The following is a 20,633-nucleotide window of genomic DNA, read 5'->3' on the forward strand; positions in this document are numbered from 1 at the left end:
CAGTTGATATGGCTATGTTTGTTGATTAAACGGTATATTTAATATGATTATTATACACAAAGACAATAACGGCAACATTAAATTTACGTATTAATATAGCTGGTAATAAATAGTACGAGCTATGCTATAAAGACATAGCTGTATGTCCAAACAGGCATTTGAACTACTTACTACTTACCGGGAAACAAGCTGCTTTTATTTGCGCTGAAAGTTGCCTTTTTCGGGCTGTGGACGAATGATGTACACGTCGAGTAACGCATACGGGCGCGCTAAATATTCGCGGATAAGCGTGCGGAATGAATAGCCATCGGGCACATCCTGAGCTGCGAAGGCAATCGCTTCAATGCCCTCGTGATTGCCAATGTATAAGGCGCGGGCATTGTGAAAGTTTTGGGAGATAATCGTAATCTTTTCCTGGTTAAATACGTCTTTGCAACGTACCACGGAATCAAACGTCCGGTAGCCGGCGTAATCCAGCGTCATTACCGATTGGGGTACGCCTAGTTTAATTAAAGCCCGTTGCATATCGACGGGTTCGTTGTAGTATTCGGAATCGTTATTTCCGCTTAAGATCAGATATTTTACCTTACCTTCTTTCCAAAGCCGGGCGGTAGCCTCCATCCTGTACCGGAAAAATAAGTTCTCTTTTCCCGTCCGGACAAACTTGCTGGTACCCAGCACGAGCCCGACATCGTTCGTCGGTAATTCCTGAATGTCAAAGTAAATCTGGTCGCGGGTGTTGTAAACCACCCACCAGTTGCAGATCAGGATCACTACCGAGGCCGTAAACACCGCAGCCACCACGAATTTTATGGACCACTTGACCACACGAACCGCCACCGTCTCCGGAGGCATATCACTATTGTATTCGGTGGCCAATAGGGTATTCATGTCATAAACTGAAATGCGGATTTTCAATTAAACCAATTACGTTGCCAAACGGGTCATTGACGGCGGCTGTTTTTATACCTTCGCCCACATCCTGAATGTCTTCGTGCGTTGTAGCCCCTAATCTAAGCAGACGGTCCAGTGCCGTCTGAATGTCAGCAACGCCCCAATACGTAATGGTGCTTCCGGCAACCGGCTCCCGGTCAGGGTCGAGACCAAGCTCGTAGCCACCTACCGAATAGCCAACGTAAAAGGGCTCGTCAAAGTACGGCGTAACGCCAAATGCGCTGGTGTACCAGGCTTTGGCTTCGGAAAGAGCGGGCGCTGCATAAATTACTGTTCGCAACCCCAAAAAAGGTTTTTCCAGCATGATTTTAGGTACCCTTGCAGAACATTAGCTGACGTTCCGCAAGGGCTCTATTTATGAAAACAATCCCAACTGCATGGGTTCTGCTGACTCAGCCTCAGCCGCTTCAACGGCAACCTGATCAACGGCCTCCGTTTGTTTTACGGTTTCTCTGACCGCTCTGGGGGCCAGCAGCTTTACATCTTTCACTTTAGCGAAAGGCAAGGGCTTTCCTAATGCCTTCCAGCCCCGAATATCAATAAATCCTTCGGGTTCCAACACCATCTTCTCAACGGGACCACGCTCTTTAACCTGATGGACAACTTCGATACGTGGATATTTATCAGCCGTAACAATTAACGACTTCGATCCTTTGGCATCTCCAATAAAGCTAAATTTCTTATCCAACGTGGTGGTTTCAACTTTAAACCGTTTTACGTACCACGACTTCTGATTCGCTTCGTAATACACGGAGGACAAAACCGTCTCGGGATCAAACTTGGTCAGGATGGCCACTTCGTTCGGTTCGTATCGGTTGGTCAGATCAAAACTAGTCAGTTCATATTGACCCTCTTTGTAAACAACGAGAATACTATCCTTAGCGTCGAAGTTACCGAGCAGTCTGCCCCGCTCATCGCGGTTGAGCCGTCCCAGATGCTCGTCGTACCAGATGTCTACCCCGCCGAGCGTCGACACCCCACCGGTTTTCTGAGTGATCTTCCGTACCGGATACTTCGTCAGGATATTGCCCTGGGCCGACCGGTTCTTAATACCAACCGAAGCAAAGTCATAATCAAACTGCTTGATCTTGGCTGAGCTCTGGGCGGTCAGATTCACCGTAATCACTTCGGCCTCGCCGTTATCGTTGGCGCTGAAGTAGGTAATCTTCGACTTCGGATTGCCCATCGTCAGGTCGTACTCCCGATCGCGGGTAACGCCGGTAACCGGGAATCGCTTCGCCATTGAAATACCCGACTTGGCGTCTAAGTACACCAGGTTATAGATCTTGCGTTCGTCGTTTTTCTTGAAAACCGATACGTACAGAATATCCTTGCCGACAAAGACTTTCTCCTGAATTTTGGTGACCAGGCATTTGCCGTCGCGCCGAAACACAATAATGTCGTCAATGTCCGAACAGTCGCTTACGTACTCGTCTTTCTTCAGGCCATACCCAATAAAACCACCTTCCCGATCAACGTACAGTTTCTGGTTGGCGGCTGCCACTACACTCGCGGCAATGGTATTGAACGCCCGGATTTCGGTTTTACGCTCGCGGCCTTTGCCGTATTTCTTTTGCAGATCCTTGTAATACGCAATGGCATAGCGGGTGATGTTGGCCAGGTGATCTTCCGTTTCAGCGAGCTCCTGTTCCAGGCGTCGCATCAGTTCATCCGCCTTAAAGCCATCGTACTTCGAGATCCGTTTGATTTTTATCTCGGTGAGACGAATCAAATCATCTTCATTGATCTCCCGATAGAACTGCTTCTTAAAGGGTTTCAGCGCTTTGTCGATCGTCGTCAGCACCGCTTCGAACGTTTCGCACTCCTCGATTTTCCGATAAATTCGGTTCTCTATAAAAATCTTTTCGAGTGAGCTGTACAGCAGCCGCTCCAGTAGCTCACTACGCCGAATCTCCAGTTCGCGTTGCAGGAGCTGAACGGTCTGGTGCGTATTTACCCGCAGGATGTCAGTTACACTAACGAAATGGGGTTTGTCGCCAATGATGACACAGGCGTTCGGCGAAATCGACACTTCGCAGTCGGTAAAGGCGTAGAGCGCATCGATGGTCACATCCGGCGACACGCCCGGCTGCAGGTGCACCAGAATCTCAACGTCTCTGGCGGTGTTGTCAACGACAGCTGCTACGTTGCGGCTCGGGGCTTTAATCCGAATCTTGCCGAGTTCGGCGGCTTTGACAATGGAGTCGATCAGCTGCGAGGTGGTTACCCCAAACGGTACATCCCGAATGGCCAGGGTCTTTTTATCAACTTCTTCGATGCGAGCGCGTACCCGAACTTTGCCGCCCCTGTGGCCATCGTTGTAGTTGCTGACATCAATCAGCCCACCGGTCTGGAAATCGGGGAACAACTGAACCGGCTTGTCTTTCAGAATCTGAATCGACGCTTCGACCAGTTCGTTGAAGTTGTGGGGCAGAATCTTGGTTGACAGCCCGACGGCAATCCCCTCAACGCCCTGCGCCAGCAGCAGTGGGAATTTTACGGGCAAGGTTACCGGCTCTTTTTTACGACCATCGTACGACAGTTGCCACTCAGTGGTTTTGTCGTTGTAAATAGTGTCAATGGCAAACTTCGAGAGCCGGACTTCAATGTAACGGGGCGCAGCCGCGCCATCGCCCGTGCGGACATCGCCCCAGCTTCCCTGCGTATCGAAGAGCAGTTCTTTCTGGCCGATATTGACCAGCGCTTCGCCGATGGAGGCATCGCCGTGCGGGTGGAACTGCATGGTCTGCCCAATTACGTTCGCCACCTTGTTGAAGCGCCCATCGTCCATTTCTTTGAGGGCGTGCAGAATCCGGCGCTGAACCGGCTTCAGCCCATCTTCTACGGCCGGAACCGCCCGTTCGAGAATAACGTAGGATGCGTAATCGAGAAAATAGTTTTCGTAAAGTCCTGACACAACCGTCTGGTCGTGCAGCACATCGGCACCTGTATCAATGGGTTGTTCATTAGCTCCGCTGGCATCGCTTAGCTCCGCTTCGTCCGCCGAAAACTCTGACGGGAGCGGCTGCGTATCATCGGCCATCGGTTCCTGATCTTCGTTGTCTATCATGAATTGGTCTGGAACTATTTCAGTTGAAAATTGGCGGGCAATTCCGAGCGGTCATGTGCCGTTCGGCTCCTTAAATATACGAAGAAAAATCGAGGAAATAGCCTTAATCTGCCTAAAAAGGCAATTTAAGGCGCTTCCCCAACGGGTTAATAACCCCGCCCAAGTTCTACCTTATTCTCTACGCTGTCGCCCTTAAGGTAGCGTTGGAGGTTCTCTAAAAACAAGGCAACTTTACCCGCATCCTCAGTCGGTTGTCCCCCGCCCGTATGCTGAGTCAGCAAAACGTTTGGCAACGTCCACAGCGGACTGTTGGCAGGCAAAGGTTCCGTTCCGGTTACGTCGAGCACCGCGCCCCCCAGCGCCCCAGCCTGGAGGGCTTCGATTAAGGCGGGTTCATCGGTCGTGCTGCCCCGGCCCACATTAGCGTACAGGCTCCCGGGTTTCATTGCCGCGATCAGTTCGGCCGAAAAGAATCCGACCGCCGTACCGGGCAGGCAATTGACCACAATGTCGGTTTGCGGTAGAACAGCTTTCAACTCATCGACCGAATGCAGTTCAGCCTGTGGGTCAGTGCGGGCCAGCATCTTGATCCCGCAGTCAAAGCCGGTTAACATTTGCCGCACGGCCTGCCCGATCGTTCCCGTCCCAAGAATAACCACCTGTTTCGCACGGAGCAATCCCGTCCGGGCCCGGATGGGAGCACCGATCCATTCGCTCCGGCTCTGCAGCAAGGCCAATTCCGGAATACGCCGGTACAACCCCAGAATACCCGCTACCATGGTCTCGGCGCAGGGCCAGGCGAAGTAGTCGCCCATATTCGCTACGACAGCATCAAGTTGGGTGGCCCGGTATCCGTCAAAGCCAGCCGAGTCGAGTTGCCAGAATTTCAGATTGGGCAAGGGTTCCGTGAACCAGGCGGCCGGGGGATTACCAAGCAGGAAATCCGCCGACTGCAGAGACGTCTGCTGTTCGGATTGAGGCAAATCATGCCGGAACCGGACAGTAATATCCTGGGGCAGTTCACGCAGGAGTGTTTCTTTAAGCGCAGTGTCGAGGGCGGTGTTTACAAAAAGTATCATACTAGTTCTACGAAAATTCCGCCTAAATGGTTGCGCATTGGCTATCGCTTCCCGACTTCACCGCCGGTCAGCTGACTCAATAGCCAATTTGTCATTTTTTCGGTTTGTTCAGGAAAGGTCCAATGGCCGGTTTCTTTATACAGTTCCAGTTGCTTGGTGCCGGGGATCACGTTGTAAGCCGCATACATGGACGTAGGCGGGCAGGTTTCGTCATTGAATCCCCAGGAATAATAGCCGGGTACGTTCACCAGGCGGGCAAAGTTAACGACGTCGTAATAGCCGGTGGTTTTAATGCGGTCAGGTTTGTTGTTGTACGCGAGATTATCGCCCGTGAACAGATGCGGCCAGCCGCCCGCCCGGCCGTGCAGATAGCCCGTTACGTCGCTCAGGGCCGGATAATACGCACCCAACCACTTTATCCGGGAGTCAAGACCGGCCGTAACAATCGATAACGCGCCACCCTGGCTACCGCCCGTTACGGCCAGGTTCTGCCCATCGTACTGGGGTAAACTCGTCAGGAAATCGACGGCACGCACGCAGCCTAAATACACCCGCTTGTAGTAGTACCGATCGCGATCGTCGAGGTTCGCTGCCTGGTACCCACTGAGCGGTCCCCGGCTCAGATTATCATACACACTAGGGTCCATGGTGACCGGTACGCCGTGGATACCAACTTCCAACGTAATGAAGCCTTTTTCGGCTTCGGCAATCATACCGTTGTAGGGACGCACACCAGCACCGGGTACACGCAGAATAGCCGGATATTTCCCTTCTTTCTTGGGCACGCACAAAATTCCGTAGAAGCGCGAATTATTGATATTCTGCAGGTTGAGCTGATACACATTGGTCCGCTCCGTACAGCGTTCGGGCAGCAGGGTCATCCGGGCATCGATGGGTACCTTAGCCAGATCCGCTTTCGCCTTGTCCCAGAACGCCCGGAAGTCGGTGGGATTCTCGACCGTCGGCTTGATCGCCTGGGGTTCGAAGCCCACCGTGGTCAGGCCCCGGTATTCTTTTCCATCCAGCTCAACCGTGGCGGTACAGCGCAGAAAGCCAGCGGTACGCAGGGTACCCCCATCCAGGGTAAGGGTTCCGTCTTTCAACGTAACAGTCTGCTTTTTAACGGGCTCCATCTTTTCCGGGCCGACCTCATAGCGGAGCGTTGCAGCCTTGAGCGGTACATTGTCCCGGTAAACAGCGATGGTAAACGAAACGGGTTCGCCAATCTTATAAAGCCAGTCGGCATGATTGGGCGTAACGATGACTTTAACGAGCCGTTCGGCGGGCTGGGCCAGGGCCGTGCTGACCCAGATCAGGAATAAACCAGAAAGTAAACGCGTTTTCATGAAATTCGGAATGAATACAGAGTCCTATCATCCTGACAAAGCAGCTACGTTCCGAATTATAACTGAAAACCGGTCAGGCCACCCGCATTGGCGTTTGCTTTCCGCGCCGAACGGGCTGAACATTGACCAGGCAACGCACTAACAGCATCAGCGGATACACGACATCGACCCCACCCGGCACATTGGACAAGATCATGCCGAGCAAGATCAGGACGGCCGTCAGACCGAAATACGTAGTCCGGCGACGCGAAGTCGAATTGCGGCCAGTAGCCCAGTAGATTAGGGGCAGATGCAGCGGCATCAGGTAAAGCAGCGTAGGATTCCAGGCCGTAACGCCATGATCGGTGCCGACCCATAGCAGAAACAGAAACCAGCCCAGAAAACCGGAAACGCCAAATAGCAGCCGATCGAGCCACCGATCAACCCGCCCCTGCTGGTACCGGCGAACAGTAACCAACACAACGACGACGCCCAGGATAGTAAAAACCACGTTGGGGTCGAAAAAGAAAGGAATCTGCTGCCGGATTGTTGTCGTCGCCGTATACAGAGCCTGATCCCGGGTCACCAGGGGTCTGATCTGGCCGGTCGGACTACGAAGCATTGCCTGAGCCATCTGATCGTGGACGTTGCCAGGCAGGTACATGGCGTGCCAGCCGTCGGTTTGTTCGTCGGCGGGCTGACCAATGGCCAGGTTCATGCCCAGTTTAGCCCAGGGTTTCTCGCCCAGATGATCATTCATCCAGTCGCGGTACGACTTACCGGTCTTCTTTAATCTGGTAGGTACGTTCAGGCTATCGCCACAGGCCCTGGCGATCACATCACGCGGCCGGGTCGCACAATTGTCGTAGAAAAATTTGTATTGATACGTCCGGTTTTCGGGCCGGTAATTTTCCTGAATCTGGCTCCACAACCGATTTTTCTGCGCACTGGTTAGATTCAGGAGTTGCTCGCGGACGGTTCGGTTATCGGCCTGGTAGGCATACAGAAACGGATACATATCGTACCCATCGATGTAGTACGGCAGCGTACCCCGTAAAAACTTGACGTAAAAATTATCTTCGGAAAACCGGAAGCCCCCCCAGCCGTAGGTCACATCCATATTTTGCGACGGATCGTAGATCCGAATGGCCGTGTGCCCGAATACGGAGTACAGTTCTTCCCCCGGCCCCACCGTCAGCAAACTAATCTGGGCGGATGGCGAAAGTTGCTGACCGCTGGCCGTTGGTAGCAGGCCGCTTAGGGCGAGAAACAGGCTAACTACCCATTTGGCGAGCGCCCCCTTACTCGTCCTCATCGTCTTCATCGCGGCTGTACTTGCGGGTTTTCTCCCGGCTTGGCTCTTTTCCCTGAACGCAGATAACAAGCTCACCTTTTACTGTTTTTTCGGCAAAGTACGTAATAAGTTCGGACAACGGCCCGCGCTTGTTTTCTTCGAACAGCTTCGTCAGTTCGCGCGATACGCTGGCCGACCGATCAGCGCCAAACACTTCGGCAAACTGCTGCAGCGTTTTCACCAGCCGGTGGGGCGACTCGTAGAACACCATCGTTCGGGATTCAACCGCCAGTTCGCTCAGGCGCGTCTGACGCCCTTTTTTGTGGGGCAAAAATCCTTCGAACGTAAAGCGGTCGTTGGGCAGGCCCGAGTTGACCAGCGCGGGCACGAAGGCCGTTGGCCCCGGCAGGCACTCCACCGGTATATCGTTCTGAATGCAGGCCCGAACCAGCAGAAACCCAGGATCAGAGATGCCCGGCGTACCCGCATCGGTCACCAGCGCAAAGGTTTTGCCTTCTTTCAACTGATTCACCAGCCGCTGTACGGTCTGATGTTCGTTAAAAATATGGTAGCTCTGGAGCGGTTTACTGATGTTCAGGTGACGTAGCAAGACGCCCGACGTACGGGTATCTTCGGCCAGAATCACGTCGGCCGCCTGTAGCGTTTTGATGGCCCGCAACGTAATATCGTCAAGATTGCCAATGGGCGTTGGCACGAGAAATAGTTTCATAGAGAGGGAATGGAGTGAAATAATGAACTAATGGGGCTGTGGCGGCTGAAATGCGGCACTAGCGCTCATTCACTCTTTCGCTCTCTCACTCATTTGTAACCGGTCGATGGCAGCGGCTAACTGGCGATCTTTTTGGGTAACGACATTACCCGCATCGTGCGTTGTCAGCTTTATGGTCACCTGATTATAGACATTAGACCACCAGGGGTGATGGTCCATCTTTTCGGCAAGCAGGGCCACACGCGTCATAAACGAAAAGGCTTCGCTAAAATCAGTAAATGTAAACTCGCGGATGAGTTGATTATCCTGTTCCTGCCACATAGACGGGTTGATTTGACGTTTAACCCTACAACCGACGCCTGGGTGCCGAGGTTCATTCCAACCGGCGCGAGTTGTATGAACAGGTGTTGACCATTCACTCTACCCAAAGCCTAAACCAGTTTATCCAGCTCGCCGACTCACCGAGCTTTTTCCGTTTTCTGAAATTATTGACGCTGAACTTGTGTATACATAGCAAGCTTTACGTGGTTCGGTGGCGGCTATACCTTTGGCAGCGTCCGTCATCGCGCTCACCTCATTCATTTCTGATGTCTAAAAAGACGTATTTCTTTCTTATCCTGATTCTGGGAAGTTTAACGGCGCTGGGGCCGTTTTCCATTGACATGTATCTACCGGGTTTCCCGGCCATAGCCAACGATCTGCACACGACCGCGGCCAACGTCTCCTTGTCTTTATCCGGTTTTTTCATCGGCATTTCGATAGGGCAGCTACTTTACGGTCCCCTGCTGGATAAGTTTGGCCGAAAAAACCCGCTCTACGTCGGGCTCGTTATCTACGTACTGGCTTCGATAGGCTGCGCGTTTACAGTGAGCATCAACGGACTGATCGTCATGCGTGTTATCCAGGCCATCGGCAGTTGCGCGGCAGCGGTCGCTTCGATGGCCATGGTGCGTGATTTGTTTCCGGTGAAAGACAATGCAAAAGTTTTCTCGCTGCTATTGCTGGTGGTGGGTGCGTCGCCGATGATCGCCCCAACAATTGGGGGGTACGTGACCGCAGCATTAGGCTGGCAGGCGGTATTTGTCATTCTGGCGGGAATGGGAATTGCTATTCTGGGCGCCGTTTTCTTCTGGCTGCCCACAAAATATACACCCGACAGGTCGATTTCCTTAAAGCCAAAGCCGATCTTACACAATTTCTGGCATGTGCTGCGTGAGCCTCAGTTTTACACCTATGCCTTCACAGGTGCCATCGCCTTCTCCGGACTTTTCGCCTATGTTTCCGGCTCGCCAATCCTGTTCATGGAAGTATTTCATACCGATGAAAAAGTTTATGGTTGGATTTTTGCCTTTCTTTCAGTTGGCTTCATCGGATCAGGTCAGGTAAACACCCTGCTCCTGCGAACCTACAAGAGCGAGCAAATTGTCCCGGTCGCGCTGATCTGTCAGGTTCTCATTAGCGTAACGTTTCTGGCGGTCGCGCTGAATGGCTGGCTGACGCTGCCAATCACCCTTGTTTTTCTGTTCCTGTTCCTTTGCTGCATCGGTTTCACAAACCCCAATGCGTCCGCTCTATCGCTGGCTCCGTTTGCCAAAAATGCCGGTAGCGCTTCGGCCCTGATGGGTGCTCTACAAATGGGTATGGGTACGTTGATTTCGGTGTATATGAGTTTATTCGAAATCCCTTCGGCTATCCCGATGGTTTTGGGTATGACTGGCTCGTCCACACTGGCCCTACTGGTCTTACTGACGGGACGCAGGCGGATACGTACTCAGATCGACGTTCAACAGGACGCCGAGGCAGCTGTATTTCACTAATGGGCGCTTACTATAAGTCCGTTTAGCAGTGCACTCACTCCGCCTGTTGAGGAACCGATTCACGCCCGGCATAGTGACAAAACACTTGGCTGGCTTTTCCCATTTCATTGAGGTGAAAGACTTCGCTGGCGAGTTGATTATTCACCGACGTATAGTGAATAACTAACGTATCGATTCCCACAAAAACGGTATGCAACGTGAAGTGCAGGTCGGGATAGGTGTTCAGACCTACCCGAAAGTAGCGCTCCAGATCGCGCTTGCTGGTGATGCAGCCTGACGTATTGAACTTCAGCCGCTGAACAAAGGGTGAATAGAATTCCAGTTCGTCGGCGTAATGGGTCAAAATGGCGTCAAGGTCGTGCGCGTTAAAAGCCTCGATCCATTCATCGGCAAATCGAAGCGCTTCTTGTTGGGTCATGGTATCTGGCTTAGTTTGACGTGGTTTCTCCGTTCGGTTGGGTTGGTTTCAGGTACGCATCGGTGAAATATTCCCGGTGTTTTGGTAACGCGAATTTATCGGCGTTAAACTGGCTGGACGCTCCTTTTGGGATCGAGAGCGACGTCCAGTCTTTCGTCAGCATTTTCCCCAGAAATACCAGTTGCCCGATATGATACGCATAATGAGCTAGCTGCCGGTTTATCGCTTCCACGACCGAATGGCCCTGGTTTCGGATATAGATGATCCGCGTCAGGTCTTCCTCCCGCAGCGATTGAAGGGTTTCTAAAAGAACACGCCAACCCTCGTCCCATTTTTGGAGTAATTCATTTCGGGATTGAGAATCAGATGTAAACTCATCTTCCCGATCGCGCCATTCTTTTTCGCCATCGGTGGTAAGAAAATCAGTCCAGCGACTAAGCATGTTGCCCCACAGGTGTTTAATCAGGATGGCAACGCTGTTGCTTTGCTCGTTGTACTGCCAGAACAAGGCATCGTCGGGCAGTTGGTCCAGCGTCTTTTCGCCCAGCCATTTATAATACTCGAATTGGCTGATCACGCTTCTTAAGTAATCGGTTGACATACGGCAAGTCGGTTTATAGCTAGATTCAGGGTGAATCAGAGAAGGGTCACGCTAAAAAATTGGCGATTACGTCGATCACATCATCCATTTCTTCCAACGTATTAAAATAGTGAGGAGAAAGCCGGACTAGCCAGTCTACACCCTTTCGTTGAAAATCGATCAGTGCGGAATTTGCATACTGCACCGTGTAGACCACTTGCCCACATCGAAGAGCCGCTTCCAGAGCAGGGAGCGAATGGCGGGGCGTGTGAAAGCTCAGGATGTTGCTTTGCCGGGAGCCCCAATCCAGTACGGTAATCCCATCGAGCTGTTGTAAACCTACCCGCAGCCGGTGCATTAGGCGTTGGTTCTGTTGGGCAATGGCCTCCAGGCCGACCTGATTGGCGTACCAAACGGCTTGCGCCAATCCGACGCTGAGCAGCGAGATTTCCTGGGGCTCAAACCGGCGGGCGCTGCCCGGCACAGTATAGCTGTCCGGCCCGGTCCAGCTGGCCGCCCGTCTATCGATAAACAGCGGAGACAGACCGGCCTCCAGCACCTGATCAGATACGTACAGAAATCCCGTATTGCGCGGGCCGCGCAGGAACTTACGACCCGTTGCCACCAGAAAGTCGGGTTGAAGGCGAGCCACATCGAGTGGTAACTGCCCCACCGATTGGGCCGCATCGAGCAGATACCAGACGCCGTAATGTCGGCAAAGGCTACCCATCTCTTCGGCTGGCAGCACCAGCCCTGAATTCGTCGGTACGTGCGTCATGACGACGAGTACCGGCCGGTGTACCCGAATCAACTCCTCGGCATGGGTCAGATCAAGGTCGCCGTTGGGCAGGTCGTTGATCCGGATCAACCGAATTCCTACCCGCTGCTGCATGGACAGAAACGCCAGTTGGTTGGAAACGTAATCGTTGGTGGTGGTCAGAATCGTATCGCCCGTCTGAAACGGAATGGCCGATAGGGCCTGGATGCAGGCATCGGTAGCACTGTACGCATAGGCGATATTGCCCGGCTGGGTATTCAGTAACCGGGCCGTTTCCTGGTAAAACTGGGCGATCTGGTCTGCCCGTAACCGTTCTACTTCGTATCCACCGAGCTGGGTTTCCTGCTGAAGATAATCCAGCATAGCCATCACTACCGCCTGAGGCATCAGCGAAGCCCCAGCGCTGTTCATAAACAGACGATCAAGGCAGCCCGGCGTATCAGCCCGCAGTCGGGCAACATCAACTAAAGGAATTGTTTGGGATTGCATACGGCAAAAGAAGAGAACCCGCGTGTATTGAACCAGACACACTTTAGCGATTTGGAAACCGTACAGATTAGTTTGACGAAGATTAACTGACACCCCAAACTGTACGGTTCACTTCGACGAATTCTGTATGGTAATCCAGACAGATTAGGCTGCTACTTTTGCCGGATAAAGCAAGATTTCTTACTCAGGAAGCGTATGGCTCAATCGACGCCCAGGTATCAGCAGATTGCCCGTCAGCTCGGGGATAAACTGCGGTTTGGTATGCTCACCGAGGGCGATAAACTTCCGTCCGTGCGCATGCTCAGCCAGGAGCTTGGCGTCAGCATCAACACCGTGCAGCAAGCCTACTATTGCCTGGAAGCGGAAGGGTTGGTGGAAGCCCGGCCTCAGTCAGGGTATTACGTCCGAACCATGAGCGAACGGATGGGGCAAGTACCCCGCCGGTCGGCACCCCAGGCATCGGCTCATCAAGTCCCGCCGTCCGATCAGGAGTCGGTGCTGCTGAGACTGATGCGTCAGCAGCGACAGGCCGACTGGCTGCCGTTCTCGTTGAGTGTACCCGCTCCTTCGCTGCTCCCAGTCGATAAGTTGACCAGGGCTCTTCAGCAGGCCCAGCGTGAATTGCCGCATGGTGGTATTGAGTATGAACTCATGGCCGGCAACACAGCTTTACGTCGGCAAATTGCCCGCTACGCCCTGTTCTGGGGTAGTCGGCTCACCGATGAAGAGATTATCACGACTGAAGGCTGCACGGGCGCGCTGACCCTGTGCCTGAAGGCGGCTACTAAACCGGGCGATACGGTTGCCGTAGAAAGCCCTATCTATTTCGGTATCCTTCAGACCATTCTGTCGCTCGGCCTGAAGGTGCTTGAACTGCCCACCGACCCACTGACAGGTGTTGACCTGGACGTACTGGAAGGCCATTTGCGGGCGGGACGGGTACAGACTTGTTTGCTGGTGCCTAACTTCAGCAATCCGCTCGGCTGCTGCATGCCGAATGCCCACAAACAACGGCTGGTGCAGTTGATGGAAACGTACCAAATTCCACTGATTGAAGATGACCTCTACGGCGATCTGCATTTCGCCCCCGACCGGCCGCTTCCCTGCAAGGCATTCGACCGGCAGGGGCTCGTATTATGGTGTGGCTCCGTCAGCAAAACGCTGGCCCCTGGCTACCGGGTAGGCTGGGTAGCTCCGGGGCGCTATTATGACGTGCTGCTTCAGATTAAGCGGTACCAGGCCGGTTTCTCACCGGGCATCACCCAACAGGCTGTGGCCACATTTCTGGCTAACGACCGGTATGAGCTGCACCTGCGCCGACTGCGGCAGCGGCTAAAAAGTAACTGTCAGCGCTACCAGCAAACCATTCGCACCTGTTTTCCCGACGGTACGCGCATCAGTGAGCCCCAGGGCGGATTTACCTTGTGGGTGGAAGTTGATACCCGGATCGATACGCTGGCCCTGGTCGACCAGCTGGCTCCGCATAAGATTAGCATTATGCCCGGCAGTTTATTTAGTCTTCAGCCGCAGTACGCCAACTGCATGCGGCTTAGCTACGGCCTCCCATTCGACGAACACGTAGCCTGGGGGCTGCAAACCATCGGTCGGCTTATTCACCAGCAGTTAGCGCTATGACACACGTACGGGCAACCTTCCTGGCTTTATTCTCTGCTTGTTTGCTGTCTATTTTCCTTGTCCAGTCTGTATGCGGGGCAGATGAGGTACGTAATCAGTATCGGAAGCTGGAGTACCGGATTCCGATGCGCGACGGGGTTCTGCTTTATGCCGCCGTTTACGTACCCCGCGACGCGTCACCCGCGAAAACGTATCCCGTTCTCCTGCAGCGGACCTGCTTTGGAACACCTCCGTATGGTCACGACCAGTATAAAACCGCTCTGGGCCCTTCGCCCGCACTCCAGGCGGATGGCTATATTTTCGTGTATCAGGATGTGCGGGGGCGCTGGGCTTCGGAAGGCCGCTGGACCAACATGACTCCGATGGTCAGCAACCAGCGAAACCCGACATCCGCCCGGTCGGTTGACGAAAGCACGGATACGTATGACACCATTGACTGGCTGCTCCGGCACGTACCCCATCACAATGGTCGGGTGGGTCTGTGGGGTATGAGCTACGCCGGTTTTTACGCCGTGGCGGGTTCGATCAATGCGCACCCGGCGCTAAAAGCGGCCTCCCCGCAAGCGCCGATTGCCGACTTATTTCGGGAAGACATTCACCACAACGGTGCCTTCACGCAGTTGGCTTTACTGGCCTACCCTGTGTTCGACAATCGCCCAACGGGTCCGACAACGAAGCCCTGGTTTCTGAGCGACTGGATTCAAACGGGAACCCAAACGGAATATGCCTGGCACATTGGACTGGGTCCGTTGGCCAACGCCCAGTCGTATCTGGCCCGGAATGAGTTCTGGCGGCAAACGGTGGACCACCCCAATTACGATAGGTTCTGGCAGGAACGTAACATCCTCCCCCATCTGCGGAAAATCCGGCCTGCCATGCTGGTAGTTGGAGGCTGGTTCGATGCCGAAGACCTGTATGGTCCTTTGAGCATTTACAAAACACTTGACCAGCACAGTCCTCAATCGCGCCCAATGCTGGTTATGGGACCATTTGGCCACCGGGGCTGGTCGGAAGAAACCGGCCCTACGCTCCACCATGATCTGTATTTTGGCGACAGTCTGGCTACGTATTACCAGCGCACGCTGGAAGCCCCTTTCTTTCACCACTACCTGAAAGGCGCGGGCGATGGCAAGACCAGCCTGCCTAAAATCTGTCTGTTTGATACTGGCTTAAAGACTTGGCGAACGTTCACGCACTGGCCCCTGTCTACCCGCAATCGCCTGAGCTGGTATTTGACCCCGACTGGCCAGCTAAGCGCACAGGCGGCTAACCCATCGGGGTTTCGCGAGTATATCAGCGATCCAGCCCAGCCTGTCCCCTACAGTGAAGCAACGCTGACCGCCGAACCAGATTTCAGCGCGTTGTTCAGCTATATGTCGGCCGATCAGCGATTTGCCTCCAGGCGGCCTGATGTACTCACCTTTCAGACCGATGTTTTAAGACAAAACATGACGGTAGGTGGAGAAATTTCGGTTCGGTTGAAGGTCAGCACGACTGGCACCGACGCCGATTGGGTGGTTAAGCTCATTGACGTGTACCCGCCCGATGAGCCGAATCACCCTTACCTGACTGACCCTCATACGCAACTAGCCAATTACCAGCAACTGGTCAGGGCGGATGTGATGCGCGGCCGATTTCGGACTAGTTTCGAGAAGCCTCAACCCTTCACCCCGAATCAAATCACGGAGGTGTCCTTTCAATTGCCCGACGTACTGCACACCTTCAAAAAAGGTCATCGGATCATGATCCAGGTACAAAGCAGTTGGTTTCCCTTAATCGACCGAAATCCGCAAACGTTCGTCAGCACGATCTACGCGGCAAAAGCTGCCGATTTTCAAGCCGCTCATCATCGCCTTTATGGCGACTCTGTCATTAAGGTAGCTACGTTACCCTGAATAAGCCATGGTCACGAACATGATAGCCCCTCTACGTACATCGGTTTCGTAAGTGTATTCAATTAATGCCAACCCCTTGTTTATGAATCCATCTGATCGCTCCTGGGATGCTGACCTTTACCAGCAAAAGCACGCGTTTGTGTTTCGATATGGCGCTGACGTATTGAGTTTGCTCGAGCCGAAGCCTGGCGAACGTATCCTGGACCTGGGCTGTGGTACGGGTGAACTGACGGCCCAGATCGCCCAACGGGGTGCCGAAGTCGTTGGCCTTGATGCCTCGGCGTCCATGATTGCGAACGCCCGGAAATCGTTTCCGCAACTTAGCTTTCAACAGGGCGATGCCCGGCAGTTCGTTGCTGACCAACCCTTCGACGCGGTATTCAGCAACGCTACGTTGCACTGGATTGCCGAGCCGGAACAACGAAACGTGTTGACGAATGTCTTTGATGCGCTCAAAGCGGGTGGGCGCTTCGTGGCCGAGATGGGCGGACGAGGGAATGTCGAACGGATTCTAAGCGCGTTTACGCATGCGCTGAACGAACTGGGCATTCACCAGGCGTCCAATCTGAATTACTTCCCAAGCCTGGGCCAGTACGTGCTACTGGTCGAAACGGCGGGCTTCACCGTTACGTGGGCACAGTTTTTCGATCGCGACACACCGCTGGTGGATTCGTCAACCGGTCTGACCGACTGGCTTATGATGTTCCGGGGAGACATTCTAAATGACCTTTCCGAAAGAGACCGACAAACCGTTTTGGAAGCAGTCCATGAAAAGCTCGGGGCAACCAATTTTCGCGACGGCTCCTGGTTCGCGGATTATAAGCGCCTGCGCTTTATAGCCATAAAACCGCTTAAACCCTAGAGTCTCCGGCATATGACCGCTCTCCAGTCAACGAAGTAGCTAGGCTAGTCACTTGCTCTTCAATCTAAGAATGGATTCACGTTTAGGCCTTTTTTATGCAAAACCAGATCTATATAATTGGAGTTGGTGCCATTGGCATGACCTTAGCCGTTATGCTGAAGCAGTCGGGCAAAGATGTTGTGCTGCTGCACGCCCGTCGGGGCGGTTCGCCGGAACCAGCGGATGTTTGCATTACGGTTGAATGTAGTAATGGACTTACCCTAACAGCTTCCATTCCCATCCGCGATCTGGAACAGCTGGAGCCTTTAAACGGCATTGTGTTGCTGACTAGCAAATCGTTTGGCAATCAGGAGATAGCCCACCGATTGCGGGGGAAAATAGGTCAGTCTCCGCTGGTCCTATTGCAAAACGGGTTGGGAATCGAAGAGCCGTTTTTGAAAGCCGGTTTCAACCAGATTTACCGATGCGTATTACTCGCCACTAGTCAGGTGCGAACTCTGCACACGGTTAGCTATAAACCCGTTGCCCCATCGCCCATTGGGGTGATTCGTGGCCCTGAATCAGGCGTATCAGAGCTTGTAGCGCAGCTGAGTACCCCTCCGTTTCCGTTCCGGTCTGAGCCTGCGATTCAACAGATGATCTGGGAGAAAGTTATTACCAACTGCGTCTTCAATGCCATCTGTCCATTACTCGGAATAGACAATGGCATTTTTCACCGCAATACGTCGGCACTGGCTTTAGCGCACAGAATCATCGACGAATGTGTGGCTGTGGCGAAAGAAGTAGGAATTGTGTTGAACCAGCAGGAAGTAGAGCAACGCCTGCTGCAAATCAGCCAGCGTTCCGATGGACAACTAATTTCGACGCTGGTCGATATTAACGAGGGCCGCCAAACCGAAATTGATACGCTGAACCTTGCCGTAGCCCGTCTGGCTGAGGGGCTAGGTAAACCCCAACTGGCTAACCAGACCCGGCTCCTGGGCGAACTGGTTCGCTTAAAGGCCGATCATGGCTTGCGTTTGGCGCCATGCGAATGCTAATCGGTAAGTAGAGTTGGTAAACGAGCCGTATTGAACCAATAATCTTTCATCACGTTCACGTAGCGTTTCCAGTCCTGGAGCGTATCCGGTTTTTGAGTATAGGCTACGGCTCCCCGCTTATAAGCCTGATCAACAATAGGCCCATCTCGTAAACTGCTGAGCACCACAACGGGTACTGACCCCCTAAAGCGGGAGAACAATTGCGGCAACAAATCCAGTCCACTGACGGACTCCTTTAGATCAATGTCCAGCAAGATCAAGTGAGGCAACTTATCAGCCTGATGGTCTAAATACATAAGGGTTTCCTGCGCTGAACTAGTGTTTATAATCGTAGCTTCAGGGAACACTTTTTCCGAAACCCTGGTCAGCAAATCAGCAACAGGTGGCTCATCGTCCACGACTAAAATATGAAAAGATTCCTGTTGTTGCATGGTACGACCTGATTTACTGAAGCAAGATAATCATTTTTACGAAGTTGTAGTTTTAATTGGTTTATTTACAACCTAGTCAATTTCTGCTAGACGCTAATTCCCGCTATGCTCACTAGATTTCGCATATTAGTGGTAGATGACGATCCAACTGTCGCGGATCTTTTGAACCGAGCGGCTGTCAACGTCTTCCCTCAGGCCCAGTTTGAACACGCCGTTAGCTTTTCGCAGGCAGTTGACTACTTCACAGGCTTGAACGGGTATGCCCCTAACCTAGTCTTGCTGGACATTAATTTAGAGGCCGAAAAAGATGGGTATGACCTGCTGTCGTTAATACGCGCGCATCCACAGGGCTGCCTTCTACCAACAGTTGTATTAACCGGGAACCATCTGGAAGAAACGGGCCGTCAGGCTTATCAGCGGGGGGCGTCAGCGTATACTCGAAAACCGTTCAGTTTTGAGGGCTGGATCGCTTATGTCAAGAATCTGCATGACTACTGGTACAAGACGGCAACTGTACCAAAGCTTATGTTTGAGGATGAATGGAATAGGGCTATATCGTAAATACCGTATTTAGAAATCACGGGGCAGAAACCAATATTTATTAACTACTCTTTTGGATGGTTGCGCTTTCGCGGCTGTACAACCTGACAGTATCTTCCAGTAGGTAGGCAATAAATTGCTGGTGCCGCCAATCTTATCATCAGCAGGCGAAAAACGGACTGGATGGGCAAGAAATGGACATAAAAAAGCCCGACACGGCTTCGTATCGGGCACCTTGATAGTAAAAACTGAACTTTGCAGAGAGGAAGGGATTCGAACCCTCGATACGGTTGCCCGCATACACACTTTCCAGGCGTGCTCCTTCAACCACTCGGACACCTCTCTGTATATTTTCTTCGTGTCGGTGCCTAGTTCAGCCACGCGGACACCTCTCTAAAACAAGCGCACCAAGGTACCTTGGTGCGCTCTTGGCCTTCGGCAGAGAGCGAGGGATTCGAACCCCCGGTACCCTTGCGAGTACTTCTGATTTCGAATCAGACCCGTTCGACCACTCCGGCAGCTCTCTTCGGCATTTGGGAGTGCAAATATGCAGGATTGCCCCTAATGAAGCAACACCTACCCACAAAAAATCATTACGTATGCAGTTCCGGAGGGCTCATTTCACCACGAATAGGCTGGGTAAGCCCTGTTCTGAGCCGGGCAACAGCCTCAGCGTCCCGGCTACGTTCCCGGCCAAGCAGGATCATTAGTTTCGTAACGGCGGCTTCGGTGGTGATGTCGGCTCCGCTTACGACGCCAATCTTCTGAAGCAGTTTACTCGTTTGATAGCGCCCCTGCGTAACCCGCCCCCCTTCGCACTGCGATACGTTAAATAAGACTACGCCCTGGTCGATAGTCTCCCGGAGTGTATCCAGAAACCACCCATCCGTCGGTGCGTTCCCGGCTCCGAAGGTTTCCAGCACAATACCGCGCAAATTACGAATATTCGCGATCGACTCAACTACGGGCTGCGTTATCCCGGGAAATAGCTTTAAAATTGTTACGTTCGGGTCCAGTACGGTGTGAATCGTTAACGATTGCTCCGGCTGGTAGGGCAGGATAAACGGTCGATTGTAGTCGATGCTGACACCGGCCGTGGCCAGGTGTGGATAGTTTTCGGAAGCAAAGGCGTTGAACTGCACGCTTTCCTGCTTGGTAGACCGGTTTCCGCGCAGCAGCCGCGAGTTAAAGTACACGCACACCTCGGGCACAATCGGACGGCCATCTTCTTCGGCTGCGGCAATCTCAAGGGCGGTAATGAAATTTTCACGGGCGTCGGTACGGGCGGCACCGATGGGCAACTGAGCCCCGGTCAGTATAACCGGTTTATTCAGCCCCTCCAGCATAAAACTCAGAGCCGAAGCCGTGTACGACATGGTATCGGTACCGTGCAGAATCACGAAGCTATCGTACTGGTTATAATTTTTCTGGATAATTCGCGCCAGTTCCGCCCACACCGCCGGTTTCATATTCGCCGAATCGATAATGTCGTGCAGGGTAATGAGGGTAATCTCAAAATCGAGTCGGTTCAGCTCGGGCAGGCGATCCAGCACCCGCTCAAAGTCAAACGGGATGAGCTGGTCAGCCCGCTGGTCATACACCATACCGAACGTACCACCGGTATAAATCACCAGAACGGACTGACGAGGGCGTTTCGGCAAAACCGGATTTATATAAACTGTTTTATAAGACATGA

Annotated in this window: 19 protein-coding genes and 2 tRNA genes; 6 read left to right on the forward strand and 15 right to left on the reverse strand. The window is 53.0% G+C overall.

Annotation, left to right across the window (positions count from 1 at the left end; translation table 11 throughout):
• Nucleotides 1–195: 195 nt before the first annotated feature.
• From ACYVIY_RS26140 to ACYVIY_RS26175, 8 genes are all read right to left on the reverse strand, one after another.
• A complete protein-coding gene (locus ACYVIY_RS26140) occupies nt 196–891 on the reverse strand; it encodes a SanA/YdcF family protein (RefSeq protein WP_460979510.1) in 696 nt (231 codons plus the stop codon).
• A gap of 1 nt (nt 892) precedes the next feature.
• Entirely contained in the window at nt 893–1,258 is a 366-nt protein-coding gene (locus ACYVIY_RS26145; protein WP_460979511.1) for a VOC family protein, read from the reverse strand.
• A gap of 51 nt (nt 1,259–1,309) precedes the next feature.
• Nucleotides 1,310–4,024, reverse strand: a complete 2,715-nt coding sequence (locus tag ACYVIY_RS26150) for a DNA gyrase/topoisomerase IV subunit A (RefSeq protein WP_460979512.1) — start codon at nt 4,022–4,024, stop codon at nt 1,310–1,312.
• 146 nt (nt 4,025–4,170) lie between these two features.
• Nucleotides 4,171–5,103 (reverse strand): D-2-hydroxyacid dehydrogenase, encoded by a 933-nt coding sequence (locus ACYVIY_RS26155; protein ID WP_460979513.1) that lies wholly within the window; start codon nt 5,101–5,103, stop codon nt 4,171–4,173.
• 41 nt (nt 5,104–5,144) lie between these two features.
• On the reverse strand, nt 5,145–6,449 hold the full coding sequence (locus tag ACYVIY_RS26160; RefSeq protein ID WP_460979514.1) for an acetylxylan esterase: 1,305 nt from the start codon (nt 6,447–6,449) through the stop codon (nt 5,145–5,147).
• A 73-nt stretch (nt 6,450–6,522) separates the two neighbouring features.
• On the reverse strand, nt 6,523–7,743 hold the full coding sequence (locus ACYVIY_RS26165) for a lipoprotein N-acyltransferase Lnb domain-containing protein (protein WP_460979515.1): 1,221 nt from the start codon (nt 7,741–7,743) through the stop codon (nt 6,523–6,525).
• A complete protein-coding gene (gene rsmI / locus ACYVIY_RS26170) occupies nt 7,730–8,452 on the reverse strand; it encodes a 16S rRNA (cytidine(1402)-2'-O)-methyltransferase (RefSeq protein WP_460979516.1) in 723 nt (240 codons plus the stop codon). Before rsmI ends, ACYVIY_RS26165 begins: the two co-directional genes overlap by 14 nt.
• Nucleotides 8,453–8,521: 69 nt before the next feature.
• Entirely contained in the window at nt 8,522–8,773 is a 252-nt protein-coding gene (locus tag ACYVIY_RS26175) for a 4a-hydroxytetrahydrobiopterin dehydratase (RefSeq protein WP_460979517.1), read from the reverse strand.
• A gap of 266 nt (nt 8,774–9,039) precedes the next feature.
• On the opposite strand from ACYVIY_RS26175, the gene ACYVIY_RS26180 reads away from it, so the two are divergent.
• A complete protein-coding gene (locus ACYVIY_RS26180; RefSeq protein ID WP_460979519.1) occupies nt 9,040–10,269 on the forward strand; it encodes a multidrug effflux MFS transporter in 1,230 nt (409 codons plus the stop codon).
• 34 nt (nt 10,270–10,303) lie between these two features.
• On the opposite strand, the gene ACYVIY_RS26185 is transcribed toward ACYVIY_RS26180, so the two are convergent.
• Genes ACYVIY_RS26185 through ACYVIY_RS26195 form a run of 3 tightly spaced genes read right to left on the reverse strand, consistent with a single transcriptional unit; the run spans nt 10,304 to nt 12,534 of the window.
• Entirely contained in the window at nt 10,304–10,687 is a 384-nt protein-coding gene (locus ACYVIY_RS26185; RefSeq protein WP_460979521.1) for a nuclear transport factor 2 family protein, read from the reverse strand.
• A gap of 10 nt (nt 10,688–10,697) precedes the next feature.
• Entirely contained in the window at nt 10,698–11,288 is a 591-nt protein-coding gene (locus ACYVIY_RS26190) for a DUF1572 family protein (protein ID WP_460979522.1), read from the reverse strand.
• A gap of 46 nt (nt 11,289–11,334) precedes the next feature.
• Nucleotides 11,335–12,534, reverse strand: a complete 1,200-nt coding sequence (locus ACYVIY_RS26195; protein ID WP_460979523.1) for an aminotransferase class V-fold PLP-dependent enzyme — start codon at nt 12,532–12,534, stop codon at nt 11,335–11,337.
• 195 nt (nt 12,535–12,729) lie between these two features.
• Here ACYVIY_RS26195 and ACYVIY_RS26200 point away from each other — a divergent pair, with 195 nt between their 5' ends.
• The 4 genes from ACYVIY_RS26200 (at nt 12,730) to ACYVIY_RS26215 (ending at nt 17,966) form a co-directional block, all read left to right on the forward strand.
• The gene (locus ACYVIY_RS26200; RefSeq protein ID WP_460979524.1) at nt 12,730–14,169 is read left to right on the forward strand and encodes an aminotransferase-like domain-containing protein; all 1,440 of its coding nucleotides are present in this window, start codon (nt 12,730–12,732) and stop codon (nt 14,167–14,169) included.
• Nucleotides 14,166–16,064 (forward strand): CocE/NonD family hydrolase, encoded by a 1,899-nt coding sequence (locus tag ACYVIY_RS26205; protein ID WP_460979525.1) that lies wholly within the window; start codon nt 14,166–14,168, stop codon nt 16,062–16,064. Before ACYVIY_RS26200 ends, ACYVIY_RS26205 begins: the two co-directional genes overlap by 4 nt.
• Nucleotides 16,065–16,146: 82 nt before the next feature.
• Nucleotides 16,147–16,926: a class I SAM-dependent methyltransferase gene (locus tag ACYVIY_RS26210; protein ID WP_460979526.1), complete on the forward strand. Its 780-nt coding sequence runs from the start codon at nt 16,147–16,149 to the stop codon at nt 16,924–16,926.
• A gap of 95 nt (nt 16,927–17,021) precedes the next feature.
• Nucleotides 17,022–17,966: a ketopantoate reductase family protein gene (locus tag ACYVIY_RS26215; RefSeq protein WP_460979527.1), complete on the forward strand. Its 945-nt coding sequence runs from the start codon at nt 17,022–17,024 to the stop codon at nt 17,964–17,966.
• Here ACYVIY_RS26215 and ACYVIY_RS26220 read toward each other — a convergent pair.
• Nucleotides 17,963–18,397 carry a response regulator gene (locus tag ACYVIY_RS26220; RefSeq protein ID WP_460979528.1) on the reverse strand — a complete coding sequence of 145 codons (435 nt, stop codon included), beginning with the start codon at nt 18,395–18,397 and terminating at the stop codon, nt 17,963–17,965. The genes ACYVIY_RS26215 and ACYVIY_RS26220 overlap by 4 nt on opposite strands.
• Nucleotides 18,398–18,502: 105 nt before the next feature.
• Between ACYVIY_RS26220 and ACYVIY_RS26225 the strand changes: the two genes are divergently transcribed.
• Nucleotides 18,503–18,958, forward strand: a complete 456-nt coding sequence (locus tag ACYVIY_RS26225; protein WP_460979529.1) for a response regulator — start codon at nt 18,503–18,505, stop codon at nt 18,956–18,958.
• Nucleotides 18,959–19,195: 237 nt separating this feature from the next.
• On the opposite strand, the gene ACYVIY_RS26230 is transcribed toward ACYVIY_RS26225, so the two are convergent.
• The 3 genes from ACYVIY_RS26230 to ACYVIY_RS26240 all read right to left on the reverse strand — a co-directional run bounded on the left by ACYVIY_RS26230 (nt 19,196) and on the right by ACYVIY_RS26240 (nt 20,631).
• Nucleotides 19,196–19,282: transfer RNA gene (locus ACYVIY_RS26230), tRNA-Ser, on the reverse strand.
• Between the two features lie 94 nt (nt 19,283–19,376).
• A tRNA-Ser gene (locus tag ACYVIY_RS26235) sits at nt 19,377–19,463 on the reverse strand.
• Nucleotides 19,464–19,530: 67 nt separating this feature from the next.
• Complete coding sequence (locus ACYVIY_RS26240; protein WP_460979530.1) at nt 19,531–20,631, reverse strand: asparaginase; 1,101 nt, start codon at nt 20,629–20,631, stop codon at nt 19,531–19,533.
• Nucleotides 20,632–20,633 lie beyond the last annotated feature (2 nt).

It is taken from the genome of Spirosoma knui (genome assembly GCF_054780635.1).

What these genes read in the sequence shown, in the direction of transcription:
- ACYVIY_RS26220 (WP_460979528.1), bottom strand. Translation starts at nt 18,397, where the DNA reads ATGCAACAACAGGAATCTTTTCATATTTTAGTCGTGGACGATGAGCCA.
- ACYVIY_RS26150 (WP_460979512.1), bottom strand. Translation starts at nt 4,024, where the DNA reads ATGATAGACAACGAAGATCAGGAACCGATGGCCGATGATACGCAGCCG.
- ACYVIY_RS26160 (WP_460979514.1), bottom strand. Translation starts at nt 6,449, where the DNA reads ATGAAAACGCGTTTACTTTCTGGTTTATTCCTGATCTGGGTCAGCACG.
- ACYVIY_RS26140 (WP_460979510.1), bottom strand. Translation starts at nt 891, where the DNA reads ATGAATACCCTATTGGCCACCGAATACAATAGTGATATGCCTCCGGAG.
- ACYVIY_RS26185 (WP_460979521.1), bottom strand. Translation starts at nt 10,687, where the DNA reads ATGACCCAACAAGAAGCGCTTCGATTTGCCGATGAATGGATCGAGGCT.
- ACYVIY_RS26145 (WP_460979511.1), bottom strand. Translation starts at nt 1,258, where the DNA reads ATGCTGGAAAAACCTTTTTTGGGGTTGCGAACAGTAATTTATGCAGCG.
- ACYVIY_RS26215 (WP_460979527.1), top strand. Translation starts at nt 17,022, where the DNA reads ATGCAAAACCAGATCTATATAATTGGAGTTGGTGCCATTGGCATGACC.
- ACYVIY_RS26175 (WP_460979517.1), bottom strand. Translation starts at nt 8,773, where the DNA reads ATGTGGCAGGAACAGGATAATCAACTCATCCGCGAGTTTACATTTACT.
- ACYVIY_RS26210 (WP_460979526.1), top strand. Translation starts at nt 16,147, where the DNA reads ATGAATCCATCTGATCGCTCCTGGGATGCTGACCTTTACCAGCAAAAG.
- rsmI (WP_460979516.1), bottom strand. Translation starts at nt 8,452, where the DNA reads ATGAAACTATTTCTCGTGCCAACGCCCATTGGCAATCTTGACGATATT.
- ACYVIY_RS26240 (WP_460979530.1), bottom strand. Translation starts at nt 20,631, where the DNA reads ATGTCTTATAAAACAGTTTATATAAATCCGGTTTTGCCGAAACGCCCT.
- ACYVIY_RS26190 (WP_460979522.1), bottom strand. Translation starts at nt 11,288, where the DNA reads ATGTCAACCGATTACTTAAGAAGCGTGATCAGCCAATTCGAGTATTAT.
- ACYVIY_RS26200 (WP_460979524.1), top strand. Translation starts at nt 12,730, where the DNA reads ATGGCTCAATCGACGCCCAGGTATCAGCAGATTGCCCGTCAGCTCGGG.
- ACYVIY_RS26155 (WP_460979513.1), bottom strand. Translation starts at nt 5,103, where the DNA reads ATGATACTTTTTGTAAACACCGCCCTCGACACTGCGCTTAAAGAAACA.
- ACYVIY_RS26205 (WP_460979525.1), top strand. Translation starts at nt 14,166, where the DNA reads ATGACACACGTACGGGCAACCTTCCTGGCTTTATTCTCTGCTTGTTTG.
- ACYVIY_RS26180 (WP_460979519.1), top strand. Translation starts at nt 9,040, where the DNA reads ATGTCTAAAAAGACGTATTTCTTTCTTATCCTGATTCTGGGAAGTTTA.
- ACYVIY_RS26225 (WP_460979529.1), top strand. Translation starts at nt 18,503, where the DNA reads ATGCTCACTAGATTTCGCATATTAGTGGTAGATGACGATCCAACTGTC.
- ACYVIY_RS26195 (WP_460979523.1), bottom strand. Translation starts at nt 12,534, where the DNA reads ATGCAATCCCAAACAATTCCTTTAGTTGATGTTGCCCGACTGCGGGCT.
- ACYVIY_RS26165 (WP_460979515.1), bottom strand. Translation starts at nt 7,743, where the DNA reads ATGAGGACGAGTAAGGGGGCGCTCGCCAAATGGGTAGTTAGCCTGTTT.